This window comes from Capnocytophaga sp. FDAARGOS_737, assembly GCF_009730375.1.
Classification (GTDB): domain Bacteria; phylum Bacteroidota; class Bacteroidia; order Flavobacteriales; family Flavobacteriaceae; genus Capnocytophaga; species Capnocytophaga leadbetteri.
Genome location: NZ_CP046316.1, coordinates 2,510,098 through 2,523,847, shown reverse-complemented (window position 1 = coordinate 2,523,847; position 13,750 = coordinate 2,510,098). Strand labels below are relative to the sequence as shown.

General features: G+C 43.1%; 9 protein-coding genes. 3 read left to right on the top strand and 6 right to left on the bottom strand.

What is annotated here, in order from left to right:
- The first annotated feature begins 5 nt into the window (after positions 1-5).
- The 3 genes from FOC45_RS11310 (at position 6) to FOC45_RS11300 (ending at position 4,459) form a co-directional block, all read left to right on the top strand.
- The gene (locus tag FOC45_RS11310) at positions 6-2,219 is read left to right on the top strand and encodes a hypothetical protein (protein WP_009390069.1); all 2,214 of its coding nucleotides are present in this window, start codon (positions 6-8) and stop codon (positions 2,217-2,219) included.
- 40 nt (positions 2,220-2,259) lie between these two features.
- Positions 2,260-3,282, top strand: coding sequence for a UDP-glucose 4-epimerase GalE (gene galE, locus FOC45_RS11305; protein ID WP_009390072.1), 1,023 nt, complete (start codon positions 2,260-2,262; stop codon positions 3,280-3,282).
- 118 nt (positions 3,283-3,400) lie between these two features.
- A complete protein-coding gene (locus FOC45_RS11300) occupies positions 3,401-4,459 on the top strand; it encodes an FAD-binding oxidoreductase (protein WP_009390074.1) in 1,059 nt (352 codons plus the stop codon).
- Here the strand turns inward: FOC45_RS11300 and FOC45_RS11295 are convergent.
- From FOC45_RS11295 to FOC45_RS11270, 6 genes are all read right to left on the bottom strand, one after another.
- Complete coding sequence (locus FOC45_RS11295; RefSeq protein WP_009390076.1) at positions 4,456-5,634, bottom strand: dicarboxylate/amino acid:cation symporter; 1,179 nt, start codon at positions 5,632-5,634, stop codon at positions 4,456-4,458. The genes FOC45_RS11300 and FOC45_RS11295 overlap by 4 nt on opposite strands.
- A gap of 161 nt (positions 5,635-5,795) precedes the next feature.
- Positions 5,796-9,623 carry a glycoside hydrolase family 2 TIM barrel-domain containing protein gene (locus tag FOC45_RS11290; RefSeq protein WP_009390078.1) on the bottom strand — a complete coding sequence of 1,276 codons (3,828 nt, stop codon included), beginning with the start codon at positions 9,621-9,623 and terminating at the stop codon, positions 5,796-5,798.
- 184 nt (positions 9,624-9,807) lie between these two features.
- Positions 9,808-10,044, bottom strand: a complete 237-nt coding sequence (locus FOC45_RS11285) for a F0F1 ATP synthase subunit epsilon (protein ID WP_009390080.1) — start codon at positions 10,042-10,044, stop codon at positions 9,808-9,810.
- An 89-nt stretch (positions 10,045-10,133) separates the two neighbouring features.
- Positions 10,134-10,301, bottom strand: a complete 168-nt coding sequence (locus FOC45_RS11280; protein WP_155846668.1) for a hypothetical protein — start codon at positions 10,299-10,301, stop codon at positions 10,134-10,136.
- A 135-nt stretch (positions 10,302-10,436) separates the two neighbouring features.
- Entirely contained in the window at positions 10,437-11,945 is a 1,509-nt protein-coding gene (atpD, locus tag FOC45_RS11275) for a F0F1 ATP synthase subunit beta (protein ID WP_009390086.1), read from the bottom strand.
- A gap of 191 nt (positions 11,946-12,136) precedes the next feature.
- A complete protein-coding gene (locus FOC45_RS11270; protein ID WP_009390087.1) occupies positions 12,137-13,669 on the bottom strand; it encodes a thiol-activated cytolysin family protein in 1,533 nt (510 codons plus the stop codon).
- Positions 13,670-13,750: the final 81 nt, after the last annotated feature.

Sequence of the window (13,750 nt, the reverse complement as noted above, 5' to 3'; positions counted from 1 at the left end):
TCAATATGAACAAGATACTTACACTTTGTGCATTATTCCCTTTGGTGGCAGTAGCACAGCCGTCTGACCTTATCGGGGTATACAAATCAAAAGAAGCGCGACAGTTTCAGCTTCGCATCAATGCTGATAATACGGTAGATGCGCTGATGGCTACGGGTACTTATACCGCAAAAGATAAGAATATTAGTTTGCAGTTTGGCACCGGTAATAGCTTTAGGGTAGTGAAAACGCAAGGTACAACAGACCAGCTGACCCTTACGTTTAAAGAGGCTGATATAAATATGTTCGACCCTCGTTTCTTGTATATAGGCTACAAAAACAGCAAAGGAGAAATCGTGTACGAAAGTGCGTATAACAAACTGCAAGGGCAAGATGATTATACGATAGAAATACCGCGCACGGATAATCTTTACCTTGTGAATGCTTATGGTGTAGCTATTACAGGCGATAAAAAGGCTGCCGTAATTATTGAAGAATATCTTGTTGGTAAAAATACTAGCGGAGTAGAAATTACTTTTGATACAGAAAATTCGGTTAGAAATGAGTTGCAAGCAACCTATAACCCTGAAAAGCAAACGCTTACCCTCAATGATAAATCACTCTCGTCTAATCCTATAGTATTTAGCAAAGTGTTGGCTGTTGATGCGCAGGCATTGCAACCTGTAGCTACCGAAAAGGTAAAGCAGTGGAAGCATCTTATTGCTTTTGACGAAGAGAAAGATATACCTGAATTTAACCCAGAGAAGAAAGCCCTTAGTACCTTAAAACAGGCTAATAGCCTTAGTGCAGCCCTTGCAGCAGCTAAGAAAAATAATCGATTGGTAGCGCTGCTTTATCAGCCTAACAACAAGAATGCTACTAACGAATTTAAAGAGCTATTTGAATGGTATGAGCAGAACGGGGAGACAGTGCTGACTGACCCTTACCTCTTTGAACTTTACTTAGCGACAGCTAAAGAGCTAAAAAGTTTGAAAGCTAAAGGGCTCACTAACGAAGACCAGCTTATCATTCTGACCTCTGAAGGAGAGGTGATTTACCACGAACCGGCTACCATAGCGCAAGTGTTAGCTGATGAAACATTGGAGTACAACCATACCGGTCTGTTGCGCACAGCAGCTAAAGCAAGTTTAGCCGATAGAGTACTCAGCAATCCTAAAGCACCGCTAAAAGAGGTTGTAAAGGTCTTAATAGCACTCTCTAATTACACTCAAGACCCTGATGTGCAATTGCTCTTAGCCAAACGCCCTAAAACTGGTGATGTAGAAACTGATGAAGATAAACAGGCTACAATAGACTACCAATTAGAAAACCTTATCACTTACTACAAAAAACCTGAAAACTTATATCGTTTGCAGCTTACTCCAGAGCAGCTTATCGCCCAATGGAAGCGTGTAGTCGCTGCGCATAAGGCAGACGCTAAGCTCGATACTGATTTCGCGCTATTGGCATCGCTTAATGTAGAGATAAATGATAATTTTTTCACTAAAACTTTCTACTTAAATTATGAGCCTACTACAACTGACCTTGAAGCAGGAGCTTACCTCTTAAGGTTTTTCAAAGAGATAAAAGCTCATAATGATGCCCTTAAAGATATTGGCGACTATACCTATATACAACGCATTGATAGAGGGTATATAGCATTTAATACCGCTGCGGTAGAACGCACTCTAAAGGCTTGCTACGACCTCGACAAGGCTACCCTGCCAGAGGTGAAAAAAGCCTATGCTGAAGGGATTAAAAATGGCGCTCTTTCGTCTTTAGATTATATTGACTTTCTTTATAATCAAGATTTGACTACTGATGCTGCTATGGCTTTTGATACTTACTTCAAAAACCTAATGGCTACCGATGCTAACCTAATAGCTGCCCTCGATAACGATTTTACCAATAATAATCCAGAGAACAGCTGGCGTTATTATAAGATGCTCTTTGCCAATCGCGCTAATAATATAGCTTGGAAGGTATATGAAGACCAGCCTAATAGTAAAGCCCTTATGGCAGAGGCTTATCGATGGGCAAAGGCAGCCGTGCAGTTAGAGCCTAAGAGTCCTTATTACCTTGATACGCTTGCTCACTTGATGTTTGCTCACGGCGATAAGAAAGAGGCTGTTGCTACTGAAGAGAAGGCGGTAAGTCTGTTGAGCCAAGATGAAGATGGCAATGCTGAGCAGAAAGAGGAGATAAAGAAAAATCTTATAAAGATGAAGCAAGGACTTTAGCCATATACTTAACGACAAACAAATACCAACACATATAAAAATGAAAAAGATAGTAGTAACGGGTGGGTTGGGCTTTATAGGCTCGCACACCGTAGTAGAATTGCAAAATGCAGGTTTTGAGGTGGTTATCATCGATAACCTATCTAATGCGCAAGAGAGTGTATTAGAGCACATCACTAAAATAACAGGTAAAAAACCGCTGTTTGAGAAGTTTGACCTTAGAGATAAGGCAGATGTACAAGATTTCTTCCGTCGCCATACTGATGTAGAGGGGCTTATACACTTTGCTGCCTCTAAAGCTGTGGGCGAGAGCGTAGAAAAACCTTTGCTTTATTACAACAACAACCTCACCAGCCTTATTTATCTGTTAGAAGAACTCAGCAAGCTGAAAAAGGCGCACTTTATCTTTAGTTCGTCTTGTACCGTATATGGGCAAGCTGATAAGTTACCTATCACCGAAGATGCTCCTGTGAAAAAAGCAGAGTCGCCTTATGGCAATACTAAGCAGATTTCAGAAGAGATTATTAGCGATACCTGCCGCGTAACGCCTCAGTTAAATGCTATTGCTTTGCGCTATTTCAACCCTATAGGGGCACACCCTTCAGCCGAAATAGGCGAGTTGCCTTTGGGCGTACCTCAGAACTTAGTGCCTTATATCACCCAGACAGCTATAGGCTTGCGCGAAAAACTATCGGTATTTGGTGATGATTATCCAACTCCTGATGGCACTTGTATTCGTGACTATATACACGTAGTCGATTTGGCAAAAGCACACGTTATTGCGTTACAACGTCTCTTAAACGATAAGAATGCTGAGAATTACGAGGTATTTAATATCGGTACAGGCAAAGGCAGCAGCGTGTTAGAGGTAATACAAAGTTTTGAGCGAGTATCAGGCAAGAAGCTAAACTACCAAATAGTAGCTCGTCGTGCAGGTGACGTAACAGCTGCTTATGCTAATACTGATAGAGCAAACCACGTATTGGGTTGGGAAGCTAAATCGACCTTAGACGATGCGATGCTTTCAGCTTGGAAATGGGAACAAAAAGTTAGAAGCAAATAGTCTTAAACAATTAATAAAAAAACTGCCTGAGAGGTTTTAGCTCTCAGGCAGTTTTTTATTGTTAAGTTAATCATTCACAATTAAATTATTACCTTTGCATTCAAAAAGAAAGAAGAAGATGTTTGACTTTATAATTGTAGGGGCAGGATTAGCAGGCGTTAGTTTCGCTCATTTGCTTGAGCAGCACGGCAAAAGCTTCTGCTTACTATCCGACCGCTCTCAGGTAGCGAGCTTAATAGCTGGAGGGGTCTATAATCCGGTAGTGTTAAAGCGTTTTACCCCTATTTGGAAAGCAGAAGAGATTATGGCGTGCGCCAATCGTTTTTATGACAATATAGAGGCTACAATGGGGCAACCTTTGCGCATTAGTTTGCCGGTACTGCGCAAGTTCGCTTCTGTAGAAGAGCAAAACAATTGGTTTGCAGCTTCCGATACGCCCATACTCCAACACTACCTGAGCACTACCTTACGCACTACCCCTTCTGAGGCGTTGCCTGCTCCTTACCTATTAGGCGAGGTGCTACATACAGGGCGCTTAGATATTGAGCGTTATATACAGCTCAGTCTGCGCTCTTGGCAAGAGGCGGGGGTATACCACTTTCATTCTTTCGACTACTCAGCCCTCGATATACAGCCTGACTTCGTGGCTTATCAGGGGGTAACAGCTCAGCATATTGTCTTCTGCGAAGGCTGTGGTATTAGCAAAAATCCGTATTTTAATTCTTTGCCTATGCGTCCGTGCAAGGGCGAGAGCCTTACTATCAAAGCTCCCGACCTACAGCTACAAGCTATCTTCAAAAGCGACGGCTCTATTATCAGTATGGGGGCCGATATTTACCGCGTAGGAGCTACTTACGACCCCGAAGACCTTACCGACACTATTACCGAGGCAGGACGTGCCGAACTGCTCGAAAAACTGCATAAGATGACGGATTCTCCTTATGAAATCATATCGCACCAAGCGGCTATACGCCCTACTGTAGGCGATAGACGTCCTTTGGTGGGGGCACACCCACTTTATCCGCACTTATGGGTATTAAATGGCTTGGGCACACGCGGCGTGCTCAATGCGCCTCTGTGTGCCCAAGTATTATATAAAGCGGTATTTGAAGGGGAGGAAATACCGTCAGAAATGAATGTCAATCGCTTTAACAAACGGTTGCGCCGCAAGGGCTAATCTTCGTCAGCTGTTTGCGGTCTTTTAGCTATCTTATCTACTATCAGAGCTACAGCCCCGTCACCTGTTACGTTGCAAGCAGTACCGAAGCTATCCATAGCTATATAGAGGGCTACCATTAGCGCCTGTTGGTTCTCGTCGAAGCCTAACATAGAGTGTAGTACCCCCAATGCCGCCATAATCGCACCACCAGGTACCCCAGGTGCCGCTACCATAATAATACCCAGCATCATTATAAAGCCTGCAAACATACTAAAATCGTATGGAGTGCCTTGCAGCATCATTAGCGCAAGAGCACAAGCGGTTATCTTCATTGTACTACCCGATAGGTGAATAGTAGCGCAGAGCGGAATAACAAAGCCAGCAATGCGTTGCGAAATACCTAATTTAAGCGACTGGCGCAAAGTTACTGGTATAGTAGCTGCCGACGATTGCGTACCCAATGCCGTAGCGTAAGCAGGCAGCATAGTGCCTAATGATTTAATCGGATTTTTACCAGAGATAAGCCCTGCGAAAATATATTGCAATAGCAGCAGCACTATGTGCATAATAAAGAGGATAATAATGAGTTTAAAGAACACTACCATTACTGAAGCTACTTGTCCGCTAAAAGTTATTTCCGCAAAAATCGTCATAATATAGTAGGGCAATACGGGTATGATAGCTTTAGTAATAAGCCACTTCACTATATCGCCAAATTCTTTAACTACATTAGTAAGTACGGGAGCTTCGCGTACTGAGAGTCCAATTCCTACGATAAAAGAGAGTAAGAGTGCCGTCATTACATCAAAGATAGGCGGCATATCGATTGTAAAATAGGGGGGGAGTGACCGGCTGTGGTCTTCCAAAGTGCCTATTTGTTCGTTTTCTAATAGAGAACTGAAGAGAGCATCTCCTATGAAATAAGTAGAGAACCCTGAAAAGAGGGTAAACCCATAGGCAATCACTACTGTGATGGCGAGTAGCTTACCAGCATTTTTTTCTAAATCGCCAATAGAGGGCATAATAAGCCCTATCATAATCAGCGGAATAGAGAAGTTGAGGAAGTTTGCAAATAATGATTTAAAAGTAATGAGAATGCGATATAGCCAGTCAGGCGCATAGTTGCCTAATAATATACCCAATCCGATACCGCAGAATACTTTAAATAATAAACTGTTAAAGATTTTTTCCATTTGTATTTTTATTTTTAGCTATTAAGTTCGAGGCAAAAGTAACAATTAATTGCTAAATTAGCAAGTTTGTCGCTAAAAATTAGTCGTTAGCCGTTAGAAGGGTGTCGCTTACTTAACGACTCATTTCTAACGGCTAACGACTAACTACTAGCGACTAATCTCTATTCTGCTATCAATCCAAACTCAGCACCACTGGCAAAGTCTTGTCCGTACTGCTCGCTTAGGGCGGTAAAACGCACGTAGCGCGCCTTTACAGGGCTTTTGAAGAGTACTTGCTGTGGTGTGCCTCTGTTTTGAGAAAAACTGCCTTTATGCACTTCTTTCCACGTTTTAGCGTCATCGCTTACTGATATGCTGAAGTCTTTCACATCACCATTACCTGCTTCGTCTGTGCGAGGTAGGTAGCTAATACCTTTGAAAGATACTTCTTTGCTAAGGTCGAAATCTACCCAGTGAGGGTGCTTAGCTACGGTTACCGAGTAAGCAGAGTGCCATATTGTATTAGGGTTGCCATCTACTAAGTGAGTAGCATTGCCTGCCCCTACTTCTTCACTGCTGGCAAAGATAACTTTCATCGGTATAGTACTGCGGTTGATAAGCCCTGGGGCAAACGCAGGAGCTTCAGTGCTAGCGCTTACATTAGCGGCTTGAGTTAGTTTTTCTTGTGCCGGACGAATGATAAAGCCAAAACGGTGTTGAGTAGCCATTACGCGGTCTCTTTGTAGAGGGGTAGGGCCACAGCTATTACCGCCTACTCCTGTAGTAGCTATATTTAGCTGTAGATAGGTAGCCGAAGGATTTGGCAACTCAAAAGGGTGCCCCGCGAGGGTCATTTCTTGGGCAGTGTAAGGCAGTGCGGCTACGTCCATTGGCTGTGTGCCTACGAATATAGCACCAGCGCCACGCATATTGGTTAGGGCTGCCCAGCGGCTATCTTGGTGGTGACCCACATCTTGCGGTTTAGGGAAGTTCCCTGCTTCTTTCAGTACATCGCTTTCGTAGATACCCAAAAAGGCACCTGATTTGCGGTCAGGATAGTTGTCTTGTTTGCCTCTGCCGTAGTAAGTAAAACGGAAGTAAGTTTTAGGCATTGTCACAAGATAACCTAACTGCGGAAGATTTACAAAATCATCATTGCTGCCGATGCTCGCTTGTACTTCTATAGACCCGTCAGGATATACAGTAAATACTTGGTTAGTAACGAAGCGGAAGTCAGCATCGGTAAAGGCGCGGTCAGTAAGTTCTACTATCTTGTTGCGTCCGCTGGCGGTGCCGCCTTCTATTTTCGCTGCATTAGGCGCTTGCGATTGTACCGTGAAGCTGTAGCTGTAGCTGCCATCAGCATTAGCTTTTACACTCTTAGCCAACGCTTTGTGCTGTAGGTTGTGTAGCCCTTTGGCAAACCATTGTTGGTATGCCCAGCGGTCATTGTTAGTAAAGGCACGGAAAGCGTTAAGAGCCAAACCACTGTTTTCTATGATGGTGTTATTGCCGTATCTGAGGGTTTCAATAGTACCTTTGTCAAAGTCAAACATCACGCTGAAGTCCTTGCCTACTATCATTTTTTGGTCAGGCGATAACTCTAATGCATTACCTTCAGCTACAGTTGCGATAGCTGGTTTTTGTCCTGCTTCTTGTATTACAAACTGTTCACGTGCTTGCACAAAACCTTGTTTAGCCCAAGGTTTATCAGCAGCTTGTCTAAACTCTATTACCACTATGTATTCGCTTTTGCTATCCATACGTTTAGGCGCAATGGTAATAGTGCCTTTTAATTGTGGTTTTAGTGGCGATACATCAAAAGAGCGTTCTTCTACTAACTCGCCATTGCGGTAGAGTTTCCATACCCCTTCATAGCCTTCCATAGGTTCAAAATAACTCTTATTGGTGATTTGGAAAGTATCAAACGACAGTTTCTTCACTTTTATATTCTGATATACCTTTTGCACTTCGTAGTACTGAGGTTTCACAGTGCGGTCGGCAAAGATAATACCATTCATTACGAATTGTCCATCGTTAGGGAAGTCCCCAAAATCTCCTCCATAGGCAGCATAAGGCTTGCCGTCAGGGGTGTAGTTAGTTAGCGCTTGGTCTACCCAGTCCCAGATAGCCCCTCCGCAGATGTAGTTGCTGCTTTCTATTGCCTCCCAGTAGTCAGCGAGGTTACCCACAGCATTCCCCATAGAGTGTGCGTATTCTGATATGTGGAACGGATATTTAATATCGTATTTACCTGTTGCAGCGCCTTTTACCCACGCTACCGATGGGTATTGGTTAGAGCCCATATCTACGATGTCGTTGTTGCGCTCGTATTGCACTGGGCGACTGGTGTCTAAGGTTTTTAGGTGATTGTAAGCAGTTACGAAGTTCTGTCCTGGTCCTGCCTCGTTTCCTAACGACCATATTACGATAGAAGGCGAGTTATAAGCGGCTTCTACCATCTCTACCACTCGTGCGGTATGGGCTTTTTCCCATTCTTTAGGGTGCGAAAGCGATTCTTTGCCGTAGTAATATTCGTGCGATTCTATATTAGCTTCATCTTCTAAATAGATGCCGTATTTGTCGCTAAGGTAAAACCAGTAAGGGTCAGGAGGATAGTGAGAGCAACGCACATGGTTGATGTTAGCGCGTTTCATTAGCATTACTTCCTCTTCCATTTGTGCGTGGGTTACTACGTGTCCTTGTTCAGGGTGTGTTTCGTGGCGGTTTACCCCTTTTAGTTTGATAGGTTTGCCATTCACATAGAAATATCTGCCGGCATTGCCAAAACTGTCGTCTTCGGCTTTAGTTTCTTTTATCTCTACTTTTCTAAAACCGAAATAGGTAGAGGCAGCTTCTATCACTTTGCCTTTTTTATCTACCAATTGGGCAACAAGCACATAGCGGTTAGGAGCTTCAGCCGACCACATATCGGGCTGCTTCACATCAATAGCCGCACTTACTTTTTCTATAGCGTTAGGAGCAACCGCCTGCACTTCAGTAGTGGCTTGTAGGGCATCTACTTTCTGAGCATCGTCTTTGTAAAGTATATTTTTGTACACGGCATACTGTAGGCGATAGTCCTTAGCCTCTTTTTTGCCGAGGTTGCGCACTTCGGCAGTTACTTTTAGCTGCCAATCGCTTAGGTTGTCAGTGTCGGTCAGTACATTTAGGTTGCGTATTTGCACTTTTGGGGTAGAGCGCAGTGCTACCGTTCTGAAGATACCAGGCAGGCGGAACATATCTTGCGACTCTAAGAAAGAACCGTCAGAGTTGCGATATACCTCTACCGCCAATTTATTCTGACCTTTTTTTAGGTATTTGCTTATGTTGAAAGAAGCTGCGTTGCGCGAGTTTTTAGAGAAGCCTACGTATTTACCATTTATCCAGAGGTAGAAGAAAGAATCTACTCCGTCAAAATCGATATACACCTCTCTACCTTTCCATTCGCGAGGCACTTCGAAGTAGCGGATATACGAGCCCACCTCATTGCGGTATTCATAGGTAGTCCACGTTTGCGGAGGGGTACGCATTACTCCTTGTCGCCAGTCGTCTACTTTGCGCTCGTGATAGAAAATCACAGGTTGGTTTACGTAGATAGGCAAACCATATTTCAGTTTACCGTCTTTTTGTATCCCTTGTACGTTCCAGTTCGAGGGTACGGGCGTCATATCCCAGCCAGAGGCGTCGTAGTTGGTTTTGTAGAAGTCTTTGGGGCGCTCATCAGGAGTCTTGCACCAGTGGAAACGCCATTGACCGTTAAGCGACAGCCAATAAGGCGATTTTTCGGGGCGTACTTGGGCAGCCTGCGCTTCATTGTCGAACGAGAAGAAATAAGCGCGTGGATACTCCTTGTTTAGAGCGAGTTCCTCTACTGATTCCCATTCTTTACCAGTAGGGGCATCTTTGTCTCCGTAAGCAAATCCTCCTAACGGATTATGCTGAGCCCACGCACACGGCCAGAGTGCCATCATCAAGCAGGCACTACTCATTTTCAAATAATTTTTCATTCTATTTATGTAATTTATCTTAGGTGTCAGGTCATAGGGCAATTTGCCTCTTCAATTTTCTCGCAAAGGTAAGAATTATTAGCAAATTAGCAAATATCATTCCTTAAAAAAACATTAGTCGCCAGAGGTATCAGCTTCAGCTGTCCTCTGACGACTAATGTTTTTAGGTACTAACCACAAAGCCTTACTCCACAAGTATTACGGCCTTGTTGTTATTAAACTCTATAGTACCGCCAGTAATAGCGATAGACTTCAGTTCTTTTTTACCTTCGTATAGTTTTATTTCGCCCGAAGTAAGTATAGAGATAATAGCGGCGTGGTGGTCTAACAGCTGAAAAGGCGCTTTTGCCCCTGGCACTGTCACCCCTGTTACCTCTCCTTTAAAAAGCAATGCTTCTGGCGTTAAAATTTCTACTGTCATAAAATCTTTTTTTTAATAGGTTGATTTTGCCAATTTGTTAATTATTTCTTATATCTGATATTCGGCTTAATAGCATTTGAGTATTATAACTAAAAGCCATAAGTCTGTCTTATTTCAGCACAAACTTCCTCAAAAGGTATTCCTATTTCAGGAGCTACCTTTATTTCAGCTATTCTTCTATTTATCTCATCGGCATACTCATCAGAGTATAACAAAGCCTCTTCTAAGCCTACCTGTACTTCTTCCAACACTTCCATTATTATTGTTATTATAAGAGTCTGTCGAAAAAGTTTTTCGTGTATATTGACCGTCCCATCTCCCCCTTCGAAGGGGGCAGGGGGGATGTTAATAATCGGCAAATCGACAAATCGACAAATCGGCAAATCGACTAATTAACTCGCTTCTGCCAACATCTTTTCACCAGCTTCAATAACCTCTTCGATAGTACCTTTAAGGTTGAAAGCCGCTTCTGGCAGATGGTCTAATTCGCCGTCTAATATCATATTAAAGCCTCTGATAGTATCTTTGATATCTACATAAGCCCCTGGCAATCCGGTAAATTGTTCTGCTACGTGGAAAGGTTGCGATAAGAAACGCTGTACACGGCGCGCACGAGCCACCGCTACTTTGTCGTCTTCCGATAACTCTTCCATACCGAGGATAGCGATAATATCTTGCAGTTCTTTGTAGCGTTGCAATAACTGTTTTACGCGTTGTGCGCACTCGTAGTGCTCTTTACCCAAAATCTCAGGGGTAAGGATGCGCGAAGTTGAGTCAAGAGGGTCTACCGCAGGATAGATACCCAGCTCTGCAATTTTACGTGACAATACCGTTGTAGCATCGAGGTGCGCAAAGGTAGTAGCAGGCGCAGGGTCGGTAAGGTCGTCCGCAGGCACGTATACCGCTTGTACTGAGGTGATAGAACCGTGTTTAGTAGAGGTAATACGCTCTTGCATAGCCCCCATCTCGGTAGCCAGCGTAGGTTGGTAACCCACTGCCGAAGGCATACGCCCTAATAGCGCAGATACCTCCGAACCCGCTTGGGTGAAACGGAAAATGTTATCAACGAAGAAAAGAACGTCTTTTCCTTGTCCTTCGCCAGCCCCATCGCGGAAGTACTCAGCTACAGTAAGACCCGAAAGTGCCACACGCGCACGCGCCCCTGGTGGCTCGTTCATCTGTCCGAACACAAAGGTAGCTTTCGATTCTTTCAGCGCATTTTTGTCTACTTTGCTCAAGTCCCAACCGCCTTTTTCCATTGATTCCATAAAGGCATCGCCGTATTTGATAATGCCCGATTCAAGCATCTCGCGCAGTAGGTCATTCCCTTCGCGGGTGCGTTCGCCTACCCCAGCGAATACCGAAAGACCACCGTGTCCTTTAGCGATGTTGTTGATAAGCTCTTGTATAAGAACCGTTTTGCCCACACCGGCACCACCGAACAAACCGATTTTACCCCCTTTGGCGTAAGGTTCGATAAGGTCGATTACTTTAATACCGGTGAAGAGCACTTCGGTAGTAGTCGATAAATCTTCAAATTTAGGAGCCGGACGGTGAATAGGCAGACCGTTATCGCCTTCTTTAGGCAGGTTGCCAAGTCCGTCAACCCCATCGCCGATTACGTTGAAGAGCCTACCGTATATATCGTGCCCTACCGGCATTTTTATAGGGCTACCCGTAGCGATTACTTCAGTATCGCGACTAAGCCCTTCGGTAGAGTCCATCGAGATAGCTCTTACCACGTCTTCGCCTATGTGCGATTGCACTTCTAAGATAAGTTTAGTGCCGTCAGGCCTTACAATTTCCAATGAGTCATAGATGCGAGGCAACTCTTTATCAGAGGCAAATTGCACATCTACTACCGGCCCAATTACTTGGGATACTTTACCTTTTTGTAACATATTTTAGTGTTTAGGTGTTAGTTGTTAGGTTTGCTATGTTAAAACCCAAACCTAATTACCGCGCAAATGTAGGGACTTTTTTTGAAAAAGCAAAATTTAATTTTAAAAAAAATGCACCAAACGGAGCTTACTCTTTTTTTCGAGTAAGCCCCGTTTTCAAAAATCGATGAAGAAAACAAAAAAAGAATGCACTATTCTCTTAGTTTCTGGTTGTGAATACCAATAGTAAGTATGTTATTATTTTCGTCTTTTAGTTGTAACCCCTCATTTTTATCTAAGTCGTACATATTCGCATTGGCGGGGGTACTTTGGGCGCGCTGTACTAACTCAGCAAAATTATCTATTTTGAACAGAAGGAATTTCCCTTTTTTGGTTTTTATGTTGATATGAATCTTTTCACCTTTTTCAAAAGCTGAAAAATCTTTAGAAAGTTCGCCTCTGTTGAAATATTCTTTATTTGAACTGCCTTGCGAACTGCTTTTAGGGTTGATTCTCTCAATGAGAAGATAGTCAGCTTCAATTTTATCACCAGTACCATTCTTTAGTTTATCCTCTCTTATCACCAGTTTGAAATCTAACTTTTTGTGGTCTATATTGCCACTGTCGTTTTTGAGGTATTTAGAATAGATAACGGTCTTAAAAGTTTCGTTGCTGCCCAATTCTCTTAGGCGGTACGAAAGTGGTACCCCGAGATTGTCTTTGTTAAAGGTAGCACCGTCTTCTATGAAAGCACGTACCGATGCAATATCGCCTATCGTCTTGCCCGCAAGTTTGGCATTACCTCCTAATACACGTCCTGAAATTTTAGAACTCTTGCTCAGTTGTTTATAAGCTGTTTCTGCTTCAGCACCCACTTTACCACTGAGGATAGAGGCGTTTAGCTTAGCTTCAAAATCTGCTTTGCTAAGGTCAGACTCTATACCTAATAGGTAAACGCGCCCGTATTTTATAGACGATACATAAACAGGCTTTTCAGCGCCAAATTGCGTTTTATAGTCGAAATCATCGCTAAAGAAATCCGATGCTTTCTGAGGGATATCAAGGTCTACCGTATAGAACTCTTGTTCTATTTTTACGATATATCTCGTTTTTTGCTTTTCGTAGCTGAAGTTCACACTGCCTTTTACAGTATTAATAGCCCCATTGTAGCTTGCTCCTAAAGCGAGTTTAAGGTGTTGTTCATCGTGCACCTCGTAGCTACTATAGGTAATATTAGCCGGCGGAGGGTTAAAAGAGCGATTCAGCAACTCGCTAATACCCGTACGGACAGTAGAAAGTGAAGGCTTTTCAATCGTGATGCTAGGTTTGCTACCCGTAAGCGAAACCGAAATGGTAATAGGTTTGCGAGGGGCAGCAATAGGTTTGTAAGAACCATCTACAGCACTTTGGGCTTTCACTAAGGCACCAGGGTAAAACACCTCGTCATTTTCAGTGTAAAGCAACTGGTTGTCGTACTCTTTGGCTTGCTCGTAATAGTTATAAGCAGAGGTGAATTGAGCACCGTCTAAGAAAGAAGCTGCACGACTGGTAGCATTTTTAGCGGGTCTTTCAGCAAAAGGGGACATCTGTTTAACTGAAGGCAGCTGTGCTACGTAGTTGTTAAGTTGGGTAGCGTTTAAAGGGCTACGTTGTGGGTCGGAGTCGTCTTTTTTACAAGCGACAAGAGTAATTGCTGCAAAAAGCAATAAAGAGCTTTTTAAGAAAGTAAAATTTTGTAATTTCATATAATATATTTTTATAAATTTTTCAATTATAACAATATATTAAGCTTCTTTTTTCATTATTACTCTTAAAAAAACAAAAAT